24 protein-coding genes are annotated in these 23,837 nt (G+C 70.0%); 5 read left to right on the top strand and 19 right to left on the bottom strand.

Going from position 1 to position 23,837, the window contains the following annotated elements:
- Positions 1-7 precede the first annotated feature (7 nt).
- The 7 genes from OG747_RS31940 to OG747_RS31910 form a co-directional block, all read right to left on the bottom strand.
- Positions 8-1,018 carry an NAD(P)H-dependent glycerol-3-phosphate dehydrogenase gene (locus OG747_RS31940; protein WP_405882828.1) on the bottom strand — a complete coding sequence of 337 codons (1,011 nt, stop codon included), beginning with the start codon at positions 1,016-1,018 and terminating at the stop codon, positions 8-10.
- 225 nt (positions 1,019-1,243) lie between these two features.
- Positions 1,244-2,116, bottom strand: a complete 873-nt coding sequence (locus OG747_RS31935) for a GNAT family N-acetyltransferase (RefSeq protein WP_405882827.1) — start codon at positions 2,114-2,116, stop codon at positions 1,244-1,246.
- Positions 2,117-2,215: 99 nt separating this feature from the next.
- Positions 2,216-2,419, bottom strand: a complete 204-nt coding sequence (locus tag OG747_RS31930; RefSeq protein WP_405882826.1) for a hypothetical protein — start codon at positions 2,417-2,419, stop codon at positions 2,216-2,218.
- A gap of 1 nt (position 2,420) precedes the next feature.
- Positions 2,421-3,539: a radical SAM protein gene (locus tag OG747_RS31925; protein ID WP_405882825.1), complete on the bottom strand. Its 1,119-nt coding sequence runs from the start codon at positions 3,537-3,539 to the stop codon at positions 2,421-2,423.
- A 243-nt stretch (positions 3,540-3,782) separates the two neighbouring features.
- On the bottom strand, positions 3,783-3,998 hold the full coding sequence (locus OG747_RS31920; protein WP_405882824.1) for a hypothetical protein: 216 nt from the start codon (positions 3,996-3,998) through the stop codon (positions 3,783-3,785).
- Between the two features lie 173 nt (positions 3,999-4,171).
- The gene (locus OG747_RS31915) at positions 4,172-4,576 is read right to left on the bottom strand and encodes an ATP-binding protein (RefSeq protein WP_405882823.1); all 405 of its coding nucleotides are present in this window, start codon (positions 4,574-4,576) and stop codon (positions 4,172-4,174) included.
- Entirely contained in the window at positions 4,576-5,130 is a 555-nt protein-coding gene (locus OG747_RS31910; RefSeq protein ID WP_405882822.1) for a hypothetical protein, read from the bottom strand. The genes OG747_RS31915 and OG747_RS31910 overlap by 1 nt, the downstream gene beginning before the upstream one ends.
- Before the next feature lie 109 nt (positions 5,131-5,239).
- On the opposite strand from OG747_RS31910, the gene OG747_RS31905 reads away from it, so the two are divergent.
- Together OG747_RS31905 and OG747_RS31900 are read left to right on the top strand one after the other, a co-directional pair.
- Positions 5,240-6,367 carry a helix-turn-helix domain-containing protein gene (locus tag OG747_RS31905; protein ID WP_405885791.1) on the top strand — a complete coding sequence of 376 codons (1,128 nt, stop codon included), beginning with the start codon at positions 5,240-5,242 and terminating at the stop codon, positions 6,365-6,367.
- A gap of 12 nt (positions 6,368-6,379) precedes the next feature.
- Entirely contained in the window at positions 6,380-6,964 is a 585-nt protein-coding gene (locus tag OG747_RS31900; protein WP_405882821.1) for an HD family hydrolase, read from the top strand.
- A 38-nt stretch (positions 6,965-7,002) separates the two neighbouring features.
- Here OG747_RS31900 and OG747_RS31895 read toward each other — a convergent pair whose 3' ends face one another.
- Positions 7,003-7,203: a hypothetical protein gene (locus OG747_RS31895; RefSeq protein ID WP_405882820.1), complete on the bottom strand. Its 201-nt coding sequence runs from the start codon at positions 7,201-7,203 to the stop codon at positions 7,003-7,005.
- Between the two features lie 95 nt (positions 7,204-7,298).
- Here OG747_RS31895 and OG747_RS31890 point away from each other — a divergent pair, with 95 nt between their 5' ends.
- Positions 7,299-7,472: a DUF480 domain-containing protein gene (locus tag OG747_RS31890; protein ID WP_168513208.1), complete on the top strand. Its 174-nt coding sequence runs from the start codon at positions 7,299-7,301 to the stop codon at positions 7,470-7,472.
- Positions 7,473-7,726: 254 nt separating this feature from the next.
- On the opposite strand, the gene OG747_RS31885 is transcribed toward OG747_RS31890, so the two are convergent.
- The 5 genes from OG747_RS31885 to OG747_RS31865 form a co-directional block, all read right to left on the bottom strand.
- Complete coding sequence (locus OG747_RS31885) at positions 7,727-8,398, bottom strand: hypothetical protein (protein ID WP_405882819.1); 672 nt, start codon at positions 8,396-8,398, stop codon at positions 7,727-7,729.
- A gap of 15 nt (positions 8,399-8,413) precedes the next feature.
- The gene (locus tag OG747_RS31880; protein WP_405882818.1) at positions 8,414-8,644 is read right to left on the bottom strand and encodes a hypothetical protein; all 231 of its coding nucleotides are present in this window, start codon (positions 8,642-8,644) and stop codon (positions 8,414-8,416) included.
- A 167-nt stretch (positions 8,645-8,811) separates the two neighbouring features.
- On the bottom strand, positions 8,812-10,257 hold the full coding sequence (locus OG747_RS31875; RefSeq protein WP_405882817.1) for an aldehyde dehydrogenase family protein: 1,446 nt from the start codon (positions 10,255-10,257) through the stop codon (positions 8,812-8,814).
- A gap of 186 nt (positions 10,258-10,443) precedes the next feature.
- Complete coding sequence (locus tag OG747_RS31870; RefSeq protein ID WP_405882816.1) at positions 10,444-12,105, bottom strand: PucR family transcriptional regulator; 1,662 nt, start codon at positions 12,103-12,105, stop codon at positions 10,444-10,446.
- A 206-nt stretch (positions 12,106-12,311) separates the two neighbouring features.
- On the bottom strand, positions 12,312-14,765 hold the full coding sequence (locus OG747_RS31865; protein ID WP_405882815.1) for an ATP/GTP-binding protein: 2,454 nt from the start codon (positions 14,763-14,765) through the stop codon (positions 12,312-12,314).
- Positions 14,766-15,088: 323 nt separating this feature from the next.
- On the opposite strand from OG747_RS31865, the gene gabT reads away from it, so the two are divergent.
- Together gabT and OG747_RS31855 are read left to right on the top strand one after the other, a co-directional pair.
- A complete protein-coding gene (gene gabT / locus OG747_RS31860; RefSeq protein WP_405882814.1) occupies positions 15,089-16,423 on the top strand; it encodes a 4-aminobutyrate--2-oxoglutarate transaminase in 1,335 nt (444 codons plus the stop codon).
- Between the two features lie 170 nt (positions 16,424-16,593).
- On the top strand, positions 16,594-17,463 hold the full coding sequence (locus tag OG747_RS31855) for a phosphatase PAP2 family protein (RefSeq protein ID WP_405882813.1): 870 nt from the start codon (positions 16,594-16,596) through the stop codon (positions 17,461-17,463).
- Positions 17,464-17,524: 61 nt separating this feature from the next.
- Here the strand turns inward: OG747_RS31855 and OG747_RS31850 are convergent, their stop codons facing one another.
- From OG747_RS31850 to OG747_RS31825, 6 genes are all read right to left on the bottom strand, one after another.
- Positions 17,525-17,977 carry a hypothetical protein gene (locus tag OG747_RS31850; protein ID WP_405882812.1) on the bottom strand — a complete coding sequence of 151 codons (453 nt, stop codon included), beginning with the start codon at positions 17,975-17,977 and terminating at the stop codon, positions 17,525-17,527.
- A gap of 176 nt (positions 17,978-18,153) precedes the next feature.
- The gene (locus tag OG747_RS31845) at positions 18,154-19,554 is read right to left on the bottom strand and encodes an NAD(P)/FAD-dependent oxidoreductase (RefSeq protein ID WP_405882811.1); all 1,401 of its coding nucleotides are present in this window, start codon (positions 19,552-19,554) and stop codon (positions 18,154-18,156) included.
- Between the two features lie 36 nt (positions 19,555-19,590).
- Positions 19,591-20,397 (bottom strand): ABC transporter permease, encoded by an 807-nt coding sequence (locus OG747_RS31840; RefSeq protein ID WP_405882810.1) that lies wholly within the window; start codon positions 20,395-20,397, stop codon positions 19,591-19,593.
- Positions 20,397-21,329 (bottom strand): ABC transporter permease, encoded by a 933-nt coding sequence (locus tag OG747_RS31835; protein WP_405882809.1) that lies wholly within the window; start codon positions 21,327-21,329, stop codon positions 20,397-20,399. Before OG747_RS31835 ends, OG747_RS31840 begins: the two co-directional genes overlap by 1 nt.
- Complete coding sequence (locus tag OG747_RS31830) at positions 21,326-22,480, bottom strand: ABC transporter ATP-binding protein (protein WP_405882808.1); 1,155 nt, start codon at positions 22,478-22,480, stop codon at positions 21,326-21,328. Before OG747_RS31830 ends, OG747_RS31835 begins: the two co-directional genes overlap by 4 nt.
- A gap of 64 nt (positions 22,481-22,544) precedes the next feature.
- Positions 22,545-23,795 carry a PotD/PotF family extracellular solute-binding protein gene (locus tag OG747_RS31825; protein WP_405882807.1) on the bottom strand — a complete coding sequence of 417 codons (1,251 nt, stop codon included), beginning with the start codon at positions 23,793-23,795 and terminating at the stop codon, positions 22,545-22,547.
- Positions 23,796-23,837 lie beyond the last annotated feature (42 nt).

The raw sequence follows: 23,837 nt of genomic DNA, 5'->3' as shown, positions 1-23,837 counted from the left end.
CGCCGCCTCAGCAGATGCCGTAGAGCTCGGGTTTGGGCGACCTGGTCATTAGCATGCCGGCCGCCTCGGCGACGGTGGCCTCGCCCCGGATGACGTCAACGACGACTTCGGTGATGGGCATTTCCACCCCGTGTCGTCGGGCGAGTTCCAAGATGGACTGGGACGACTTGACGCCCTCGGCGGTCTGGCTGGTAGCCGTGGCTGCCTCGTCCACGGTCATGCCCCGGCCGAGGTGTTCACCGAACGTGCGGTTGCGGGACAGCGGCGACATGCACGTGGCGATGAGGTCGCCCACTCCGGCCAGGCCGGAAAAGCTGAGCGGGTCGGCGCCCAGAGCCGTGCCGAGGCGGGCGGTCTCCGCCAGGCCACGGGTAATCAACAGGGCGCGGGCGTTGTCGCCCAGGCCCATGCCGCCGGCGAGCCCGACGGCGAGTGCGATGACGTTCTTCAGCGCGCCGCCGAGTTCGCAGCCGACCACGTCTGCGTTGGTGTACGGGCGGAAGTAGGGGGTCAGGCACGCCTCTTGCAACGCCTTGGCCGTGGTCTCGTCGCGGCAGGCAATCACTGACGCGGCGGGCTGACGGACAGCGATCTCCCGGGCGAGGTTCGGACCGGAGACCACCGCGACCCGCTCGCCGGGCACGCCGGTCACCTCGGTGATGACCTCGCTCATCCGCAGCCCGCTGCGGGTCTCGATGCCCTTCATCAGGCTTACGACGACCGTGCGCTCCCCAATCAGCGGCGCCCAGACGGTGAGGTTGGCCCGCAGGGTCTGCGCCGGGATCGACACCACCACGTAGTCGGCACCGTCCAGAGCCTCGGAGACGTCGGCGGTGGCCCGCAAGGAGGCCGGCAGAGCGATGCCTGGCAGGTAGGCGGGGTTCTCGTGGCGGGTGTTGATCGCGTCGACGACCTCACGCCTGCGGGCGTGCAGGACGACATCGTTGCCGGCGTCCGCGAGCACCAGCGCGAACGTCGTGCCCCATGAGCCTGCCGAGAGCACCGCAACCCGGTTCATCTGCTTCTCTTCCTTGAGCAATGGTCTTCACGCGACCCGATCCGGCGCCAGCGGGCGGGGGCAGGCGCCGCAGAGTCATCATGAACGCGCGGCGGTCTCGTGTCGTGTACTCCAGATCGGACACGGGGCCGCCTTCACGACCCGCCGCGCGAGCCGGTCAACGCCCAACCCTCGCCAGGTAAGCGCTCACCGGCTCGCGGACCTCCACCAGCCGGTCGGCTGGCGTCACACATCCCTCTGGTTGACGAACCCCAGCGACGTCAGCCCCTCGGCCGCGCACAGGCGGTCAGAGACGCCTCCCGCCTCGGTCTGGAGCAGCTGGTACGCGGCGCTGTGCTGGTGCCCCCAGCGCATCGCCGCGCGCCACAGGGCCCGCCCGTAGCCGCAGCCGCGGAACTGCGGCAGCACGCCGAAGTACTGGGGCAGCAGGCGAGCGGCTCCACTGGCGTCGGCCATGGTCTCCATCGGGCCGATGGCGCCGGCCACGCGGCCGTCGTGCAGGACCGTGAGGACAGGGCCTACGGTCCCGGCGCGCATCTGCTCGTGCAGGAACGCGAACCCGTCAGCCGCCATCTGCTCGGCGAAGGCACCGAAACCGGCCTCCTCGGAAATCTGCTTGTCCTCGTGGACCGGCACGCCCGGAGCCTGTCCAGGTCCGTCATTGAAGTCCTTGAGCTGAACGCGGGTTCCCACACCCGGGGCGTACACCTCGGGCTGGTCGGGGCCCAGGAACCAGACGACCCGGGCCTTGGCGGCACCGTGGACGGAAGCGAGCTTCCGAGCCAGGTCGGCGCCGGCGGACAGGCTGTCCGGGGCAGCCCCGTACACGTGGACCTTCACGACCCCGGCGCCGCGCTCGACCAGCGTGGGCACGAGGGTCTGGCGGTGGTCATGCTCGATGGCGTCGACCAGGACGCGTTCGGCCTTGGTGTCGGACCAGCGGCGGTCTTTGTCGTACGGAAGGAAACGGCCGGTTCCGGCGACCTCCACGACTGCCTCGAACAGGTCGGGGAGCGGGTCCTCTCGACGGACAGGGCCGAGAGTCGGCACGTACGGCACGGGCATCACGGGCTCGATCCAGCCCCAGTGAAAGCGCATGCTCGCACGCTACCCATGCCGCGCACCTGCCGCAGGCCCCAGCGCCAACACGCCGGGGCCTGCGCATTCAGGACCGGGTCAGACGCAGATCAGATCAGGTCAGTGGGGGTTGTCGTCGCCCGCGTTGCACGAGCACTTCACGCTGTCCATGACCTCGTCCATGTCGGTGATGGCGGTGATCTCGGTGACCGGCGGGGTGGCTGCGAGGACGGGCCGCGTGAAGTACGGCAGGCCTCCTGTCTGGGTGGGCCCGTCGTCGGTGAGCGGGCGCCTCGGGGAGATCGCGACTGCTACAGCGGTCATTTCAGCCTGCTTTCTTCTGTCCGTGCTGGCAGTAACTTGCGAGTGGTGCCTTCGCCTCCTGGTAGTGCTTGGCCAGGGGCCTGCACACGGTGCAGGAACCGGAGAGCCGGCAACCTGAGCAGCCTCCGGTGCGAAGCATGAGGCGGTCCGCGATCGCACCCAGCCGGGCGAGGCCCTGAATCCCCTCGCGGGGGAGGCTGATCTGGTCGTCGCGGCCGATCTTGCAGATGGACACCTGCCCGTGCGGGTCGGTGTGGAAGAAGGTGTGGCCGGCGTTGCAGCCGGTGAACGGCTTCCGCATCCGCAAGTGGTCCTTGGACTGCGCGGTGAGGACCTCACCGCCCCCGTAGATGGTGGGGGTCATGTTGGTGAAGACGTTGTACTCCACGCCCCACTGCTTACAGAGGTCGATCATCGCCTGTTCTTCCGGCGCGTTGTCCTCGGTGACGATGATGCTCATGCGCAGCGGCAGCCGAGCCCGGCGGGCGGCGTTCATGCCTTGGATGAACAGGTCCCAGGCGCCGTCCCGCTGCGTCAGCTCGTCGTAACTGGCCTTCGTCGCGCCGTACATGGAGACCGTGACGCGGTAGGGCGGGCACTCATCGAAGAGGCGGAGCAGGTTCTCGCGCCACAGGAGCGATCCGTTGGTGGAGAGCGTGAGCATCATGCCCAGCTCGAACGCCCTGCGGTACGACCGCATGAAGTCCTTGTCGATGGTCGGCTCACCGCCGGTGATTTGGAGAAACAGCACCCCGGCCTCGGCCATGACCTCCAAGCACTGAAGTTTCTCTTCCAGCGGCATGCCCGAGTTGACCTTGAGTCCGAGGTAGCAGTGCTTGCAGGCGTAGTTGCAGCCGAGGTTGACCTCCCAGCTGGCCTTTGAGCAGCCCCAGGCGGACGGCTGCCGGACGAGCAGGTACTCACCAGTCGGGCGGCTGGACACGTCCAGGTCGGCCCACTGGTCGCGGACGGTGTCCGCCAGCCAGGCCGGGGCCGGCTCGGCGGGGTCGAGAGCGCGTAGCTCCTCGTAGCGAGGCGCCGGCAGAAGGGCTCCGCCGCGGCTTCCCGGCCGTACGAGCATGTGCTGTTCCAGGAACGGGCTCGCGATCAGTGAGTGCATGAGGTCTCCCGTTGGGGGTGGTCCGCTCCGTTCGGCCGGGGCGGAAAGTGAGGGGCCCGGGCCCCGACCGCCGGTCTCGGTGACGGCCGGGGCCCGTTGTCCCGGACTGCCGTCGCTCCCCCACGGAGGGCCAGCCGGGACGTGGGTCCCACCCCTGGCCGGGGACCAAACAGGGGAGGCTGCAGGTCCGGGCTGGGGACCGGTGCCACGACCGGCCAAGGGCGGGAGTCAAAAACAGGAAGGTCAGAACAGGGACGTGACCCCCAGGAAAGCTACGAGCACCAAGACGGTGGCGTACGCCGCGACGGCCCAGACCGCCCTGGGGTGCCGCTGCCGGATAATCCGCCACGCCTCGCGCCCCGTACGTCCGTCAGCGCGGGCCCGGATGCCGGAGGCGCCGATGCTGATCGCTACAACCTGTACGGGGGTACGGTTGCCGCTGGAGGGGTGAGATTTCATGAGGGTCCTCGTCGTGGGGAGTGGCGGGCGGAGTGGCTGCTACCTCGTGGCGATGCCGTAGATGAGTGCGGCAAGGAGCGCGGCGACGGAAAGCGTGTAGAGGAACTGGCCGGCCGGGGAAGCTGGGGCGGGCATCTGCGCCCCCCTACGCCATCGGCGTCCGTAGCCGCCCCTCACCGCTGGTCCCGCAGCTCGGCCCACACGCGCTTCCCCCACGGGAGCCGGTCCGTACCCCAGCACCTGGTGAGGGCATCCACGATTCCCATGCCGCGCCCGTGCACGTCATCTGTGTCCGGTGACCGGAGCACAGGCAGGACGCGGCTTCTGTCGATGACGGCCAGGCGCACGGTGCGCTCGTCGACGCGGGTGACGGTTATGCGGATCGCGGCCATTCGAGCGTGGAGGATGGCGTTGGTGGCCAGCTCGGAGATCACGGTTTCCGCGTCCTCCACGAGCTCGGGCAGATCCCAGTGGTCGAGGATGTCGCGGACGACGTAACGCGCGACGGGAACGGACTCCAGCTCGCGCGGCAGCACCTCACTCATTACCGGTGCGCCGGCGAGGCGGGCTCTGCTCATCAGGCGCCCTCACGGTCGAGTTGGGCGCGGTGGCGGGTCCGCCCCATCCGGGACAGCCGGCTGACGAGACCCGTAGAGCAGAGAACGGCTGGGCTGTCCATGGCCACCGACCAGTACGACAGGCCCGGCTGGTGTGTTTTCCGATGGATAGGTGGCACCCCTAGGAAGGTCCCGGGTGTGAGGCACTCGCTGGCCGGGTCCGTCCACCCGTCGACGGCACTGGGAGGCACCAGCGCCCAGTACCGCATGAGGCCGCCCGACGCGATGACCGGGCCTCCCTCCAGGGCTTGGGCCAGGAAGGCGTCCACCTCGGCGGGTTCCGTGCTCCCGGCCACACTGTGGATGAGGTAGCCGGGAAGGCTGACGGCGGTGAACAGGATGCCGCATCGCAGCAGTGGCATTTCCTCATCCCGCCAGGCCTGACGCGCCTCCTGCGGCTCCGGCGAGGCACAGCACAACCAGTGCTCCACCGCCAGGTCACGGTCTTGCCCGGGGTGGACCATCACCCCGGAGGCCGCCTCCATCGGGGCGCGGGCTTCAGCATCGGAGCACATACGGAGAGCCTCCCTACTAGGCTCGTCTGGTGATGACTACGACGGTAGAAACCCTCGCTGATCTGCTGAAGTGACCAGGAGTACAGGTATGTTGCCGCCAGTCACCGGGATGGGGGCAGTCATGCGGCCGAGTTCGCCACCCACCCTGACCGGCAGTCAGGGTTCATCCAGTCGCCCCCGCGCGGGCGTCATCTCGGGCTACGTATTTCGCGTGATACGAGAGCAGCAGGGGCGCACTCAGGAGGAGGCGGCCGAGCTCTTAAAAGTCAGCGCGGACACGATCGCCGGCTGGGAAACCGGACGCCGCCCCCTCACCGCTGTACCTACCGGGCAGATGCTCATACACCGCCACCGGCTCATGCAGATGGGCACCGTACCCGCTCTCCTCCAAGCCCTTGAGCGCGCCCTGGAAGCGGACGTGCTCCTCGCGAGCGCGTTAGACGACGAGGCCGCAGTCGAGGAGAGCCCGCTCGGGGCCTGGGTGATGCAACGCGACCTGGTCGAGGTGCTGGCCTGGCCCCTCAACGGCGTAGCGCCTCAGCCCGTACGTGAGCTCCCCTCGCCTCCCCGGCCGCGCCGAGGCCCCGCGCCCGCCGGGCCCGAGCTGCCGTCGGGCGACCGGGCCACGTTCTTCCGGCAGATGCGCCGTACGGCCGAGCAGGCCCGTGGCCAGCAGCAGTTCCTCCTCCGCCGCCAGGCCCTCTACCTCTCCGGATACGACAACCAGGCCGACACCTCGGAATGGCTCGCCTACCAGCAGAGCATCGAGCGGCCCCAAGACTGGCTCACCCGCTGGCTCAACAGCCGCTCCGTCGCGGCAGTCGCCGCCCGGCAAGGCGACCGCGACCGCATGAACTACTTCATCGACAACGACCTCACAGGTGACGAGGCGGGCGAGGCCGCGAACCTCAACTACTGGGCGTACTGGCTCGGGGAGACCCCGCACCTGGAGTTGTCCGACGACTTCATCGCACGCCGCACGCCCGGCCCATGGCCTGGCGAACGGCTCCTCGCGCACCTCGCTGCTGGCCTCGCCTCGCATCACGGGTACGTGGACCTGAACGTCCACAGCGTGTGGTCTCTTCTCCAGATCCGCCCCAACCTGCTGCGATCCGGTGCAGCAGGCCGCGCCCTACGCGACCGCCTCACTGTGATGTTGGATAGCCGGGAGCTGTCGGCGCGCGCTCGCCGGGAGCTGGAGAGCATCCAGTACGCAATCCGCCTCGCTGAGGCGTGAGAGGAGTCCGAGGTGGCAGAGGACCTGTCAGCGGTGGCGAACTTCCTGTACGAGGCGGGGACGCTCAAGCACACCGCTCGCACCGGGTGGTGGATGGCGGGTGTACGCCAGCCCGAGACAGTGGCAGAGCACTCCTGGCGCACTGCGCTGATCGCGACGATCATTGCCAAGCTCGAAGGCGCGGACCCGGCGCGGGCGGCGTTCCTCGCCGTGTGGCACGACACCGGAGAGACGCGCACCGGTGACGTGAACCACCTCGGCAAGAAGTACACGGCCGGGGAGGCCGACCCTCGCGACATCGCCGCCGACCAGGTCGCCGGCATGCCGGGCATCCTGGCCGAGGCCCTCACCGAGCTGGTCGCCGAGTACGAGGCCAAGGACTCCCCGGAGGCGATCTGCGCCCGCGACGCAGACAAATTGGAGTGCATGATCCAGGGCATCGAGTACAAGGCCCAGGGCTACGAGAACGCACAGCGCTGGATCGACAACAGCCGCGGCCGCATCGTCACCAAGGCTGGGAACGCCCTGGCGGACGCGGTCCTGGAAACCGGCTCGCTGGACTGGCTGCGCTCGGCGCTCGGCGAGAAGCAGGGCTGACGCGCGGTCCGGCCTTGCCGATCTCGGGCAAGGCCGGACTACCCGCGGGTGCTGGTGAACCGCACCCCGCTGCCCCACTTCTCCCGCTGCGCGGCAAAACACCAGGTGCACAGCGGGAGCCCGCCAGGGCCGTACCGCCAGGTCTGCCGCTGGCATCCCGCGCACAGGCCGATGTGGCTGCCAGGGCAGATCATGGTGCTGGGGTCGGGCTCCGTGATCGGGGGCACTGAGGTCGTCATGTCGCTGTCCTCTTCCGGGCGACGAGCAGTCGACGCCTCGAACGCAGAATCGAACACGCGTCTTGATTGTCAGACCCTCCCCGTACCGTGAGGGTATGTCCCACTCTCCCGGGCCTGACGGCCAAGTGCCGCGCGCCCTCGACGAGGTCAACGACCTCATTCGCCGCCTGATGGACGAGCCGGCCAGCACCGCGCGCGCCGAGAAGTACCGGCACCTACTGTCGCTGTGGTCACAGCTCTCCCGCGACGACGTAACCACCGCTGCCTGATCATGGGTGCGCCCCGCTCCGGGTTTCCACGCCGGGGCGGGGCGCTTCACATGCGCCAGCGGCAGCAGCAAGCCATCTGGACAACACCAGGCTACGGACGGGGTCTGACACCGGACCGGGCCAGGGGCCTCCCGAACGCCAGGGGCGCCGGCCGTGCGCTTGGCGAGCTGCTCATGATCTGGGCGAAGTTCCACATTTGCAGGCCCGCCCCGGTCGGGGTTGCGCGGATCCTCCGGCAGTCCCGGCAGGACGGCTCATCGTGGCCGCGGGTGCACACCCGTTGCCCGGCCTGGATCGGGTGCTTGCACCACGGGCACGCGGGCAGGTAGGCAGCCCGCGAGTCCGAAGTCGCAGAGTTCCTGCCACAGCCCGGCCGTGATCTCGACTGTCCGCCGCCCCGCTCTCGTCTTCGGCGGTCCCAGGTACCACTCCTCGCGCGGCACCCGCTTCCACGCCTGGGTGACGCGCAGGTCATACTCTCCGGGCCGCGGGTTGCGGGCGTGCCGTGCCGCGAGCGCGATGATCTCGCGGCACCGCATCCCACTTCCGTATGCCGTCCGCACGAGCATCCGATCATCGGGCCGAGAGAGGCACGCGACGAGGCCGGCTACCTCGTCAGGAGTCATGAACTCCATGTCGTCGCTCGACTCGTCGTCGCCAACTCCCCGGTCGTCGCTGCTCGGGAGCCGGGTCAGGTCGCACGGGTTGTGGTCCCGGAGTGGCGGTTCGGTGATTACGGCCTCCTTCAAGATCGACGACAGCAGCCCGTGCAAGCCCCGCAGTGTCTCGGGCGACATGTACTTGATCTTCGAGCCGCGCTTGACCTTCGTCTTCAGCATCTTGTTGACCCACGCGCCGACCGTTGCCTTGCTGAAGTGCTCGGCGGAGCGGATGCCGCAGTTGCCGAAGGCGGGGAAGATGTACATCTCCAGCGACCGGACCTAGCGCAGCTCGTCGGCGGCCGTCGGGTCGATGTACCCCTTACCCTTCGCCCAGCCGAGAGGCTGATTCTGCCCGGCCTCGTCGACGGCATCCTTGAAGACGCGGGCCGACTCCTCATCAGTGAAGCGTTCGGTCCGCCAGTCACCGGACGCCGAGCCGCCGTCTCTCCACCGCACCTGATAGCTGGTCACTTTCCCGGCCTTGTTCTTACGCGCGACTACGCTCGCCATGCGCGGAGCTACCGCCGACTGCTCCCGCAGTGTTCCCGCTACCTCACCAGAACCAGCCAGAATTCGAGGGTTTCCGCACGTCAGATTGGGTGCGCACGACGACGGCCGGAACCCCCGCACAGCGGGTTCCGGCCGTCGACTGTCGCGCCTTTGGAACGGTTGTGTCCTTAGAGCGCGAGGCCCGTCAGTACGAGGACCCGCTCGTAGGTGTAGTCGTCCATCGCGAACTTCACGCCCTCGCGCCCGACACCGGACTGCTTCACACCGCCGTACGGCATCTGGTCGGCACGGTAGGACGGCACGTCGCCGATGATCACGCCACCGACCTCCAGCGCGCGGTGGGCGCGGAAGGCGACCTGCAGGTCGTGCGTGAACACGCCCGCCTGGAGGCCGTACTTGGAGTCGTTGACGGCGGCGAAGGCCTCCGCCTCCCCGTCCACCTTCCGCACGGTGAGGACGGGCCCGAAGACCTCCTCGCAGGAGATCGTCGCCTCGGCCGGTACGTCGGTGAGGACGGTCGGGGCGTAGGAGGCACCGTCACGCTTGCCGCCGGTGAGGAGGGTGGCGCCGGACCGGACGGCCTCCTCGACCCAGGACTCCACGCGCTGGGCGGCGTCCTCGCTGACCAGCGGGCCGACGTCCGTCTTGTCGTCGGACGGGTCGCCGGTGACCTGGGCCTCGACGGCGGCGACGATGCGCGGCAGCAGGCGGTCGTAGACGGACGCGTCGGCGATCACGCGCTGCACGGAGATGCAGGACTGGCCGCCCTGGTAATTGGAGAAGGTGGCGATGCGGGTCGCGGCCCAGTCGAGGTCGGCGTCGCTCGCCCAGTCGGCGAGGACGACGGCCGCGCCGTTGCCGCCGAGCTCCAGGGTGCAGTGCTTGCGCGGCACCGAGTCCATGATCGCGTAACCGACCTTCTCGGAGCCGGTGAAGGAGATGACTGGCAGTCGCTCGTCCTGGACGAGGGCCGGCATGCGGTCGTTGGAGACCGGGAGGATCGACCAGGAGCCGGCCGGCAGGTCCGTCTCGGCGAGCAGGTCTCCGATGATCAGGCCGGAGAGCGGGGTCGCGGGCGCCGGCTTCAGGATGATCGGCGCGCCGGCGGCGATGGCCGGGGCGATCTTGTGGGCGCACAGGTTGAGGGGGAAGTTGAAGGGCGCGATGCCGAGAACGACGCCCTTCGGGAAGCGGCGCGTGAGGGCCAGCCGGCCCTGGCCGCCGAGGTCGGTGTCGAGGCGCTGGGCCTCGCCTCCGTTGAAGCGGCGGGCTTCCTCCGCGGCGAACCGGAACACCGACACCGCGCGGCCGACCTCGCCGCGGGCCCACTTGATCGGCTTGCCGTTCTCGGCGGAGATGAGCTGCGCGATCTCCTCGGTGCGCTCGGCCAGGCGCTTGCTGACGTGGTCGAGGGCGGCGGCGCGGACGTGGGCCGGGGTGGCGGCGAACTCGTCCCGTACGGCGTACGCGGCGGCGACGGCCTCCTCGACCTGCGCCTCGGTCGGCACGCTGACCTGTCCGACGACCCGGCCGTCCCACGGCGAGGTGACATCGAAGGTGGTCTCACCGGTGGCCTGGCGGCCGGCGAGCCAGAAGGCGTGGGTGGAAGTCATGTCGAGTCCCGGCCCTTCCGAGGTAGGAGTCCTTGGCTTTCATGGTCCACGGTAGGGCCGGGGCGCCGGAAGGTTGTTTGTCCGGGGCGTAGCAGTGCGGGGGCGGGGTACTCCGCTTTGGCACGGTAGGGGTGAACCCCGGGTTCCCCGGAAGATCGCGCAGTTCCCACGCACCCGCCCCCTCTACTACTCCCCCGCCGCCGCCGTGGCCTTCAGCGCCAGCCACAGCTCCATCCGGACGTCGGGGTCGTCGAGGGAGCGTCCGAGGATTTCCTCGACGCGTCGCATCCGGTAACGCAGGGTGTGCCGGTGCACGCCCAAGTCCGCGGCGGCCGCGTCCCACTGCCCGTGCCGCGACAACCAGGCCCGCAGCGAGGCCACCAGATCCCCCCGCCCGGTCGCGTCGTGCTCGTGCAGCGCGCGCAGCAGCCCGTCCGCGAACGCCCGTACCGCGTCATCGGCGAGCAGCGGCAGCATGGACCCCGCGGCCAGCTCCTCGTGCTCGACCAGCGACCGCCCCCGCCGCCGGGCCACGGACAGCGCCTGTTCGGCCTGCTTGTAGGCGGCGGCCGCGGCGATCGGTCCGGCGGGGGCCGACAACCCGACGACCAGCTCGTCCTCGTCGCCGACCGGCTGCTCCCGCGCCGCGATCCGCGCGGCGTCCAGAGCGGCCGCGTACTCCCCGCACGCGGTCACCGCCGCACCCCCGTCCACGGCGAGCACGACCAGCCGCTCCCCGTCGGGCACGACGAGCACGGACTCCCCGGAGCGGGCGGCGGCGGACTCGACGATCTCGGCGAGGCCGCCGAGCGGGTCGCCGTTCGGCGGGTCCGGTACCGCGACGGGGGCCTTGGACGGTTTCGCGGCGGCCACGCGCGCGTGGCCGCCGGCGTGCGCCCGGGCCGCCGACGCGGACGCCGATTCGGCGAGGATCAGCCGGAAGGGCGCGTCGAGCAGCTCCCCGTACAGGTCTCCGGCCACGGTCCGCGCATGCTCGGGCTGCCCGGCGAGCAGCATGCGCAGCACCGCCGCCCCGAGCCGCTGCTCGGCCGCGTGCAGCGACCGCGACCGTTCGGTGGTGAGGGTGAGGAGGGCGATCGCGGAGTGCACGGCGTAGCGCTCGGCGGTGCCGAGGGCGGCGGCCGTTCCGACGGCGAGCGCGGCGCGAGGGCGCCGCCCGGTGCCGAGGGAGTGGAGTTCGACGCGGTCCTCGCCGCCCACGACCGAGCTGGCGGGCGCGGGGCGCTCCCGCAGCCGTTCCACGTCGGGGGTGAGCCGCGCGGCCCGCCGCCCGGCCCACTCGGGCGCGGTGGCGACGACGACGCCGGAAGCGTCGTACAGGGCCGCCCAGCCGTCCACCTGGCCGGCGAGTGCGGACAGCAGGCCCTCGGGGCCGTCACTCAGGGCTCGTCTGGTGAGTTCGCGCTGCGCGGCGAAGCCCGCCGTCACGGCCCGGTACTGGTCCGCGGCGATCGCGGCCGACACCGCCTTGCTGATGGCCAGGAAGGGCGTACGGCGGGGCACCTCCAGCAGGGGCAGGCCCTCCTCCTCGGCCGCGTCGACGAGCGCCTTGGGAATCTCCTCGTAGTTGACTCCGACGGCGAAGCCGAGCCCGACGACGCCCGCTCCCACCAGCCGCTTCACATAGCGCCGCATGACGTCCGGATCCTCGGCGTCCAGCTGGAGCGCGGTGATCAGCAGCAGTTCCCCGCCCTCCATGTACGGCACGGGGTCGGCGAGTTCGCTGACGTGGGCCCAGCGGACGGGTACGTCCAGACGGTCCTCGCCCGCCCGCACGGTCAGTTTGAGCGCGGAGTGGTGGACGAGCGAGGCGAGCGTGGGGGGCATGGGACCTTCACGTCTTCACAGGATCTTCGACGGTCACGAGCGGTGTGATCTTTCGACGGTCACGGGCAGTGTGATCTTTTAGGTGATCTATTGGCCGCAACGTATGAACAACCTATGTCGATTCTGCCTCACCGTACGGTCAGCCCGTGACCTCATGTCCAGACGTCCTGGTCAGCCCCATGGCCCTCGGACGTTCAACCAGAGGTTCAACCCCGTAGATCCACCAGCAGCGGCGGCGCGTTCTCGCCCCGCACATTGGTGAGCGACAGCACCGCGTGCCCCGGCGGCACCGCGTGCGCCAGTTCGGACGCCGACCACCGCTCCCGTTCGACCTGCCTTATCGTCACCGCGTCCGTGGTGACGGCCTTGCCGGTCACCAGCTTGCGCAGGGCGTGGATGGCCCGGGTCATCGGCTGGTCCGCGAAGACGGTGTGCTTGGCCACATCACGGGTCTCCACCCACTCCGTGCCCCAGGCCTGGGCGAAGCGGCTGCCGTCCCAGGTCGTGACGCCGGAGAAGGCCATCCGGCAGCCCACCGCTCCGTACAACGGCCCGTGCAGCGCCTCGGGGATGTCTCCGATCGTGCGCAGGGCCAGCACCACTCCCGCGTTCTGGGAGCGCAGGCGCTGGATGCGGCGTACCGAGTCGGTGGTCAGCGTTCCGGTGGCGTCGTCGAGAACCAGGCAGGCGAAGTGCGGGCGCTCCCCGCCGCGTACGACGGCGGTGAACTGGGCGAGTACGAGCCGGGCGAGCAGCCGGCCCGCCTCCTCGTGTCCGTGCTCGGGCAGGTCGATCCGCACCCGCAGCGGATGGTGGGCCACGGCACGCAGCGAGAACGCGCGGGTCGTGCCGCCCGCGCCGAAGAAGTCGGCGAAGGCAGGCCGGTCCAAGAGCGCCAGCCGGTCGGCGAGCGCCGGGCCCGCGTCGGCCGGACCTCCGGCCTGTCGGATGCGCGCCTCGAGTTCGCGGCGCATCCCGGCGTGCTCCGGTCCCGACAGTGCCTCGCGCAGGGCGGAGAGGACCGTCGGCACGCCTTCCAGGAGTTCCCGCAGGACGGACATGGGCGGAAACGTGCCGTGCACCGCCCGGTAGGGGCCGAGGAGTTGGGCGAGCGCGGTGGTGGCCCGCTGGCCGGCCACCGCGTCGAGGTCCCCGACCAGGCCTTCGGCGAGGAAGGAGGCCGCTTCGTCGGGGTCGTCGGAGTCCGCGTAGAGATCGAGGTCGTGGACGGAGGCGGGGTCGCCGATCTTCACCACGACGTCGAACGCCGAGTCCGGGCCGAGCGGCGTACCGGCGGCGGCGACCGCGACGACGGCGCACCGTCCGGTGAGGGCCTGCAGGGCGAGCGACTCGACAACCGGCCCGATCAGGTGCCGGGTCTTCCCTGAGCCGGAGGGCCCGACGGCGAGAAGTGAGGTGCCCAGGGCCTCCGGGTCGAGGGCCGCGCCCCCGCCGCCGTACTCGTCCGGGGTACGGTCCCCGGCCGCCCACCGCCCGATGCGCACCTGTCCCACGAGCACGTCGTGCGGCGCGGTGCGCGCGGGCAGGTCCCGGGCCCCGGAGGGGTGCGTCCAGGCCGCCCCACCCCGTCGCAGCACGGTGTCGACGAATCCGGTGAGGTGCGTGGCGTCCCACTTCGCCGTGCCCCAGGCGCGCCGCACCCGGGCGCAGTCCACGTCGTTCATCCGGCCGCCGAGCACCTCGGCGGTGAGGAGTTCCGCCGCCTCGTGCTGCCCGGCGTCGCGGAGTTCGGGCCACTGGGCGGGCGGCAGGTGAGGCGCGGACTTCGCGTCCGAGAGCCCCTGTGCCGCTCCGCGCGCGGCGCGGGCGGCGAGCCACTGCCTGGCGTACGCCCGCCAGGCGCCGATCCGGGCGAACGGCCACAGGACGAGCAGGGTGATCAGCGTGTAGAGCCCGTCGGTGATCAGCTGCGACTGGAAGAGGTCGTAGCCGCCGGAGGCCAGGGCGACGAGGGAGAACAGCGGCGCGACGACCGGCAGGGCGTCCCAGCCGACGCCGGGGAAGGCGTTCGGGAAGACGAACGTCAGCGTGATCAGGGCGCCCAGGACGGCGAGGGCGGCGCGCTGGGGCTGGGCGCGTCCGGTGACGTAGTGGCGGACGACCTCGGGCCAGCTCCCCAGCCTGCCCATGGCGTACACCAGCACGCCGAAGAAGACCCCGTTGTAGACCTCGACGGCCTCCCGCCCCTGCCAGACCTTGGGTGAGGTCGTACCGCTCCACCACCAGTCGTCCGGCGTGAACAGCTTCAGCACGACCCACATGTAGGGGACGCTGCCGTGGCGCCACAGCGACCAGACGACGAGTGCCACCACGAGCGGGACCGCGAGCCCGATGATCGTGACCGGCGAGAGCCGCTCCCGCCCCTTCGACGGGCGCGGCGCCCGGTATCCGTACCGCCAGATCCCGGGTCCGGCGGCGGGGCGCGGCTTGTTGAGCCAGTCGGCGACGGTGGCCCGGGGTGCCGGGGCCTGCTCCGGCACGGAGGGCAGTCCGGCGGGGCGTGGCGGGGTCCCCCTCGGCACCGGGGTTACGCCAGGTGGCGGAGGCGCGGGCGCCACACCGGGTGGCGGCGGCACGGCGGGTCCCGGCACGGCACCGGTATGCCAGCCCCGCGCGTCCTGCGTCCCGTCGCTGTCCATCGCCTTGCCCCCTGACCAGCCGCTCCATGCTTCGTCCGCGAGTCAATCTAGTGCCCCTGCGGGGCGAGTTCACCGTTTACCCGGCCGGGCCCGCGCCCGACGAGGCGGGGCCGGCGGCGCCAGGGAACCACTGGCCCCTCGCCCCTCTATGTCCACCACGGACAAGCAAATCCTCCGACAACGCCCACATGGAGCATGCCCACCCCCCATCCCCGGCCATAGCCTGCGAAGAAAGAAGGAAAGAGTCCGAAAACACCCCCGTCCGGCGCACCCCCGTCCGCCGCGGGGGCCGTCCGGTTCGCAAGATCATCAGGGAGCCCCTCATGACCGCACTTCCGCAGGAGCGCCGCGTCGTCACCGCCATCCCCGGCCCGAAGTCGCAGGAGCTGCAGGCCCGACGCACCGCCGCGGTGGCGGCGGGTGTGGGCTCGGTGCTCCCCGTCTTCACCACGCGCGCCGGCGGCGGCATCATCGAGGACGTCGACGGCAACCGCCTGATCGACTTCGGCTCGGGCATCGCCGTGACGTCCGTCGGCGCGAGCGCCGAGGCCGTCGTACGTCGGGCGAGCGCCCAGCTCCAGGACTTCACCCACACCTGTTTCATGGTCACGCCGTACGAGGGGTACGTCGCCGTCGCCGAGGCGCTGGCCGAGCTGACCCCGGGCGACCACGCCAAGAAGTCGGCCCTCTTCAACTCCGGCGCCGAGGCCGTCGAGAACGCCGTCAAGATCGCCCGTGCGTACACCAAGCGCCAGGCCGTCGTCGTGTTCGACCACGGCTACCACGGCCGTACGAACCTCACGATGGCGCTGACCTCCAAGAACATGCCGTACAAGCACGGCTTCGGCCCGTTCGCGCCCGAGGTCTACCGGGTGCCGGTGGCGTACGGCTACCGCTGGCTGACCGGCCCGGAGAACGCCGGTGCCGAGGCCTCCGCCCAGGCGATCGACATGATCAACAAGCAGATCGGCGCCGACAACGTCGCCGCGATCATCATCGAGCCGGTGCTCGGCGAGGGCGGCTTCATCGAGCCCGCGAAGGGCTTCCTCCCCGCCATCAGCCAGTTCGCCAAGGACAACGGCATCGTCTTCGTCGCGGACGAGATCCAGTCCGGCTTCTGCCGCACCGGCCAGTGGTTCGCGTGCGAGGACGAGGGCATCGTCCCGGACCTGATCACCACCGCCAAGGGCATCGCGGGCGGTCTGCCGCTCGCCGCCGTGACCGGCCGCGCCGAGATCATGGACGCCGCGCACGCGGGCGGCCTGGGCGGCACCTACGGCGGCAACCCCGTGGCCTGCGCCGGCGCGCTCGGCGCGATCGAGACGATGAAGGAGCTCGACCTCAACGCCAAGGCGAAGAACATCGAGGCCGTCATGAAGGCCCGCCTCGGCGCGATGGCCGAGAAGTTCGACATCGTCGGCGACGTCCGCGGCCGTGGCGCCATGATCGCCATCGAGCTGGTGAAGGACCGCGCCACCAAGGAGCCCAACCCGGAGGCGACCGCCGCGCTCGCCAAGGCCTGCCACCAGGAGGGCCTGCTGGTCCTGACCTGTGGCACGTACGGCAATGTCCTCCGCTTCCTGCCTCCGCTGGTCATCGGCGAGGACCTGCTGAACGAGGGCCTCGACATCATCGAGCAGGCCTTCGCCCGTATCTGACGCCCCACCCGCCCCACTACCGGAACCCGGCCGACCGCCCACGGCGGACTCCGCTTGGTTCCGGTGCTGCGGCGGCCAGGGTCAGAGGGTGTGAAGAACGTGTGCGGGGTACATGACGGGACGCGATTCCGTCTGTCGGAGCCCGATCCCCTGCCGTAGGTTCTACCCAGATGAGAGATACACCCCGCCCACAGGGGACTGTGGGCGACACCGGGTCGGGGCTTCCCCAGCTTCGCCCTGGTCGTGCCCTCGCGCACACACCCGGAGCTTCCGGCTCCGGATCTCCTCACCGATCGGACAGTCGCTCGCCCCAAACCCCCCGGGGCGCGCGACGATCCGATCTGGTCGGCCGCTTCGGAACTACCCCCCCTGTTCCGGAGCGGCCGACCTTCCTCCTCGGACTCCTCGGCCTTCCGGCCCTCCTCTTCGCGCTCATCACCTGGCAGGTCGCGGCCCACGGCCCCCTCGCCCGCGCGGACGAACGCCTCAGCCACGCCCTCGTCCACCCGGACCGCTTCTCCGGACTCCTCGCCGACCTGGGCAGTGTCACCGTCGCGGTACCGGTCCTGGCCGCCGTCCTCGGATACGTGGCCTGGCGCGGCCGCTCGGCCGGCCGGGACCGCTGGTGGCTGCCGCCCCTCGCCGGGGCGCTCCTCATGGCGCTCGTACCGGCATTGATCGTGCCTCTGAAAGAAATCGTCGCCCGCCCGGGCCCATCGGTCCCGGGCACGGTCACGGGCACGGGCCTCTATCCCTCGGGCCACACCGCGACCGCCGCCATCGCCTACGGCGCCGCGACCCTGCTCCTCCTCCCTTGGCTGCACACCGCCTACGCCCGCCGCGAGCTGGTCATCGGCGCTCTCGCCCTCAACGCCCTCGTCGGCATCGGCCTGGTCCGCCGCGGCTACCACTGGCCGTTGGACGTGGTGGCGAGCTGGTGCCTGTGCGCGCCGCTGCTCACGACACTGGCCCTGTTCCTCAGCCGAAGCAGCCGTCGAAGGTCCGCTGGAACTCCCAGCCCCCGAACCGATCCCAGTTGATCGACCACGTCATCAGACCGCCCGGTTCCGGCCAGATGCCGTGGGGGGCGTCGGACGGCCGTCATCTGTCCTCCCCGGTCGCAAGGTCCGCCGCCGCCTCGTGCATGGCCAGTTCCAGCAGCGCCGGGTCGGCGAGCAGGCCGGAGCCGTCCGGTGGGATCAGCCAGCGGACCCGGCCGGTCGTCCGGTCCGGATGCGGCACCATGATCCAGGTACCGCGGCCCGCCGCACGCACTCCGGTGCCGAGCCACCGGGACGCCGTTCCCGGTGGCACGAAGAACCCCATCCGGGCGTCGCCGAAGTCGACGAGCACCGGGCCGAGCCGGTCGATCACCCGGGTCAGCACGTCGAGCGTGGGACGGCCGAGCTCGCCCGGCATGATCAGTACGTCCCAGTGCCCGCCGGCCGGCAGCAGCGCGAGCCCCAGCGGATCGCGCTCCCATTCCTGACGGCAGGCCTCGGGATCCGGTGCCACCGATGCCAGCCACTCGACCGCCGTTCTGGCCCCCGTCATGGCGGAACCTCCCTTTCCCCCCGTGTCGACGCCGGTCGCGTCACAGGGGGGAGGGAGGTTCGGCCCGGGCATTACGCGGGTTCTTCTCGTTGTTGGTAGTGAGCCGGGTCACGGCGGATGAGCTGGGCGTACGCCGGTGGATCACGGACCGGCACGCACGCCCCCAACGGGGCGCCTCAGCTGTCGAAGCCCAGCCCCAGCTTGTCCATCGTCCTCAGCCACAGATTGCGCCGCCCGCCGTGCGCGTCCGCGCGTGCCAGCGACCACTTGGTGAGCGCGATGCCCGTCCAGGCGAAGGGCTCGGGCGGGAACGGCAGCGGCTTCTTGCGGACCATCTCCAGCTCGGTGCGCTCGGTGCGCTCCCCCGTCAGCAGGTCGAGCATCACCTCCGCGCCGAACCGGGTCGCTCCCACGCCCAGACCCGTATAGCCGGCCGCGTAGGCGACCTTCCCGTGGTGCGCGGTGCCGAAGAAGGCCGAGAAGCGCGAGCAGGTGTCGATCGCGCCGCCCCACGCGTGGGTGAAGCGGACGCCCTCCAGCTGTGGGAAGCAGGTGAAGAAGTGCCCGGCGAGCTTCGCGTAGGTCTCCGGGCGGTCGTCGTACTCCGCGCGCACCCGGCCGCCGTACGGGTAGATCGCGTCGTAACCGCCCCACAGGACGCGGTTGTCGGCGGAGAGCCGGAAGTAGTGGAACTGGTTCGCCGAGTCCCCGAGGCCCTGGCGGTTCTTCCAGCCGACGGACGCCAGCTGGTCGGCGGTCAGGGGTTCGGTCATCAGCGCGTAGTCGTAGACCGGGACGGTGTACGCGCGCACCCGCTTGACCAGGTTCGGGAAGATGTTGGTGGCGAGGGCCACCTTGCGGGCGCGGACGGAACCGTACGGGGTGCGTACGGCCATGCCGGCGCCGTACGCCTTCAGGGCGAGCGCGGGCGTGTGCTCGTACACCCGTACCCCGAGCCGGAGGCAGGCGCGCTTGAGGCCCCAGGCGAGTTTGGCGGGGTGGAGCATGGCGACGCCGCGGCGGTCGTGCAGGCCCGCGAGGAAGGTCGGCGAGTCGACCTGTTCGCGGACCGCGCCGGCGTCCAGGAACTCGATGCCGTCCGCCAGGCCCCGGTCCCGCAACTCCTCGTACCACTCGTGGAGTTCCGCCGCCTGGTGCGGCTCGGTGGCGACATCGATCTCGCCGCTGCGCTCGAAGTCGCAGTCGAGGTCGTAGCGGGCGACGGCCGCCTCGATCTCGTCGAGGTTGCGGGCGCCCAGCTCCTCCAGCTTCTTGATCTCGTCCGGCCAGCGGGTGAGTCCGTTGGCCAGGCCGTGGGTGAGGGACGCGGCACAGAAGCCGCCGTTGCGGCCCGAGGCGGCCCAGCCCACCTCGCGGCCCTCCAGAAGCACCACCTCCCGCCGCGGATCGCGCTCCTTGGCGATCAGCGCGGTCCACAGTCCGCTGTAGCCACCGCCGACGACGAGCAGGTCGCAGGTCTCGGCGCCGGTGAGCGCGGGCTCGGGGTGGGGCTTGCCGGGGTCGTCCAGCCAGAAGGGCACCGGCTGCGCGTCGGCGAGCGAGTGGGCTGGATTCATCGCTATCACTGCTTTCAAATGCGGTGTCCGCCTGTGTCAGCGGCGTTCTGTGCGGGCTCGACCGAGGATCTGCGAGAGCACGATGATGGCCATCGTCACCAGCAGCATCATCGAACCGATCACGTCGATCTGCGCGGGATAGGCACGCTGCACGGAGCCCCAGATGTACATGGGGAAGGTCTCCCGCTGGCCCGCGGTGAACACGGTGATGATGTAGTCGTCCACCGAGAGGGCGAAGGAGAGCAGGGCCGCGGCGGCGATGCCGGGGGCGACCAGCGGCAGGGTGACCTTCATGAAGGTCTGCGTCGGGGTCGCGTACAGGTCCTGCGCGGCGCGCTCCAGGGTGGGGTCCATGCCCGCGAGCCGGGACTTCACCGTCACCACCACATAGCTGAGGCAGAACATGATGTGGGCGATGGTGATGGTCCAGAAGCCGAGCGAGCCGGGGCCGATGGTGTTGAAGAAGAGGGCGGTCAGGGTGGCGCCCATGACCACTTCGGGGGCCGCCATCGGCAGGAACAGCAGCGAGTTGATGCCGGAGCGGGCGCGGAAGCGGTGCCGCACCATCGCGAACGCGATCATGGTGCCGAGGATCGTGGAGACCAGGGTGGCGACCAGGCCGATCTCCACGGACAGGCTCAGGCTGTGGCACATGTCGTTGCTGGCGCAGGGGTTCTTCCACGCGTCCAGGGAGAACTGCTCCCAGTTGTAGTTGAACTTGCCGACCGGCTTGTTGAACGACATCCACAGGATGACCGCGTTGGGCGCGAGCATGAAGACGAAGACCAGGAGGGTCACGGCCGCCAGGAGGTGCTCGCGGGTCCAGGAGAGGATTCTCGTCATCAGATCAGGTCCTCCGTGCCGGCCTTGCGGATGTAGATCGTCACCAGGATCAGCGTGCCGACCATGAGGACCACGGAGATCGCGGAGCCCACCGGGTAGCCGGAGGTCTGCCGCAGGAACAGGTCCTCGATCTTCTGGCCGACGACACCGGTGTTGGGGTTGCCGAGCAGCTGGGCGTTGATGTAGTCGCCGACGGCCGGGATGAAGGTGAGCAGGGTGCCGCCGACCACACCGGGCATGGACAGCGGCAGGGTGACGCGCCGCCAGGTGGTGTAGGGGCTGCAGTACAGGTCGCGGCCGGCCTCGTGCAGCCTCGGGTCGATCTTCTCCAGCGAGGTGTAGAGCGGCAGGATCATGAACGGCAGGAAGTTGTAGACCATCCCGCAGACGACGGCGGCCGGGCTGGCCAGGACGTGGTCGCCGACGGTCCAGCCGAGCGACGACGTCACGCCGAGGACGTGCAGGTCCTTGAGGGTGCTGGTGACGGGTCCGTTGTCGGACAGGATCGTCTTCCAGGCGATGGTGCGGATCAGGAAGCTGGTGAAGGACGGCACCACGACCAGCGCCATCAGCAGGGTCTTCCAGCGGCCGCCGCGGAAGGCGATGAAGTACGCGACCGGGTAGCCGAGCGCCAGGCAGAAAACGGTGCAGAGCACGGAGTACAGCAGCGAGTGGCCGTACTGCGGCAGGTAGTCCTGGATGGCGTGACTGTAGTTGCCCCAGTTCCAGGTGAGCCGGTAGCCCTCGTCGGCGTTGCCGGTCTGCACCGAGGCCACGACCGAGGTCAGGATCGGTACGAGGAAGAATACGACCAGCCAGAGCAGGCCGGGCAGCAGCAGGAGCCAGGGGGTGAGCGCGGCGCGGCGGGCGGCCCGGCCTGCTGAGGCGGGCTTCGGGGGCGCGTCGGGCGGCGCGGAGAGGGTCGTGGTCACGCGGCGCTCTCCTCGTCGGCCTCGGCGCCCGCCTCGATGTCCTGGGTGCCGTCGAGGCCGAAGCCCTGGCTGGGGTCCCAGTGCACGACGACCTCGGTGCCGGGGCGCTGGATCTCGCGGCCGGTGTTCTGCTCGAAGACGGCGATCTCCTCGCCGGAGGGCAGCTTGACCAGGTACTGGGTGGAGACGCCGATGAAGGACGCGTCGATGACCACACCGCCGGTGAGCCGGTTGGCGCCCTCGGGGACGTCCGCCTCGGCGGTGGCGATCTGCACCTTCTCCGGGCGCACGCCGAGGATGACGGGGCCGGAGGTCGGACGACATCGGCTCGCGAGGACCGTGAGCTTCTGTCCGTGCGCCGTCACGTCGACCACGTCGCCGGTCGTTCCCGCGATGGTGCCGGGGATGAGGTTGGACTGGCCGAGGAAGTTGGCGACGAAGGTGGTGCGCGGGTTCTCGTACAGCTCCTCGGGGCTGCCCATCTGCTCGATACGGCCGTGGTTCATCACCGCGATGGTGTCGGCCATGGTCATGGCCTCCTCCTGGTCGTGGGTGACGTGCACGAAGGTCAGGCCCACCTCCAGCTGGATGCGCTTCAGCTCGATCTGCATCTGACGGCGCAGCTTGAGGTCCAGGGCGCCCAACGGCTCGTCCAGGAGCAGCACTTGGGGCTGGTTGATGAGGGCGCGGGCGAGGGCGATGCGCTGCTGCTGGCCGCCGGAGAGCTGGGCGGGCCTACGGCGCGCGAGGTGGCCGAGTTCGACAAGGTCGAGCATCGACTCGACCTGCTTCTTGACGCCCTTGACGCCGCGCCGGCGCAGGCCGAAGGCGACGTTCTCGAAGATGTCGAGGTGTGGGAAGAGTGCGTAGTTCTGGAAGACGGTGTTGACCGGGCGCCGGTAGGGCTTGCGGTCGGTGACGTCCTCGTCGCCGAGGAAGATCCGTCCGTCGCTGGGCGCCTCGAGCCCGGAGACCATCCGCAGGGTGGTGGTCTTCCCGCAGCCGGAGGCGCCGAGCAGAGCGAAGAAGGAGCCCTGGGGGATGGTGAGTTCGAGATTGTCGACCGCGGTGAAGGATCCGAACCGCTTGGTCAGACCGGCCAGGCGGAGGTCCCCGCCCTCACTGCGGCCGACCACGTCATGGGTGCTCATCCGAGCCCCTCCTTCGCTGTGCTTCTCGTCGCTGATGCGCTTGTTGTGGTCCGTACGGTGCTTGCTACTGGCCCGTGACCTGCTGGAAACGGCTGACGTAGTCGTCCAGCGTGGAGAGTTCGAGGGACATGAAGCCGTAGGACTTCTTGCGCATGGCGTCGGTGGGGACGATCAGTGGGACCTTGGCGGAGGCCGGATCGATCTTCTTCAGTTCGTCGACGGCGCCGGTGACGACAGGGATGTAGTCGATGTAGTCGTCGAGGGTGGCGGCCACGGTGGGCTGGAGGTAGTAGTTGATCAGCTTCTCGGCGTTCTTCTTGTGCCGCGCGAAGTTGGGGATGACCAGGTTGTCGGACCAGGAGACCAGGCCCTCCGTGGGCAGGTCCACGGTGACGAGGTTCTTCTTGCCGAGCTGTGCCACGTCGCCCGAGTAGGCCATGGAGACGGCGGTGTTGCCCTGCTGGAAGTCGCTCAGGTAGTCGTTGCCGGTGAAGGACCGGAACTGGCCGGCGTCCTTGGCCTTCTGCACGTAGTCCAGGGCCTGCTTGAACTGCGCCTCGGTGAAGTTCGAGGGGTTGTGGCCGATCGCCAGCAGCGCGGCGGCGATGGTGTCCTCCATCTCGGAGAACATCGACACCTTGCCCTTGAGGTCGGCGCGCGTGAACAGCTCGGCCCACGAGGTGATCGGCTTCGTCACCAGCTTGTTGTTGTAGGCGATGGTCGTGTAGCCGTACGTCCACGGCACGGAGAAGTGGCGGCCCGGGTCCTCGCTGGAGCGCAGGGCGTCCGGGAGGATGTTCTTGTGGTTGGGGATGTTCGCCAGGTCGAGCTTCTGGATGTAGTTGTACTTGCGGAACTTGGGGAGAATGTAGTCGCTGACGACCATGAGGTCGTAGCCGGTGTCGACACCCTTGACCAGTGACGGGTTGATCTTGGTGTACCAGTCGTTGTTGTCGTTGATGACCTCGAGGTACTTGACCTTGATGCCGGTCTGCTTCTCGAAGGCGTCGAGGGTGGGCCGCTTGTTCTGGTCCTTGTCGTCGACGTCGATGTAGGCGGGCCAGTTCGCCCAGACCATCGACTTGTCGGTGTCCGAGTAGTCCTTGCCGGCCCGGCCGACCTGTGCCTTGCCCTTGGTGGAGGAGCTGGCGGCCCCCTGCACACCACAGGCCGACAGGGCGGCGGCACCGGTCACGGCCAGGCCGCCGGCGGCCACGCCCCGCAGCAGCTGACGGCGGCTCAGGGCGGCGGAGGTGGAGGCGAGGCGGGTGCGGTTGATGAAGCGCGAGGGGTCGAACGAGCTGGAGTCGGTCACCGATCCGGCCTTTCTCTGATCAATGGATCTTGGGTGGGCGGC

The sequence above is a fragment of the Streptomyces sp. NBC_01384 genome (assembly GCF_045040035.1).
Taxonomy (GTDB): domain Bacteria; phylum Actinomycetota; class Actinomycetes; order Streptomycetales; family Streptomycetaceae; genus Streptomyces.
The sequence above is the reverse complement of the archived record's forward strand: the minus strand, read 5'-3'. Positions and strand labels throughout refer to the sequence as shown.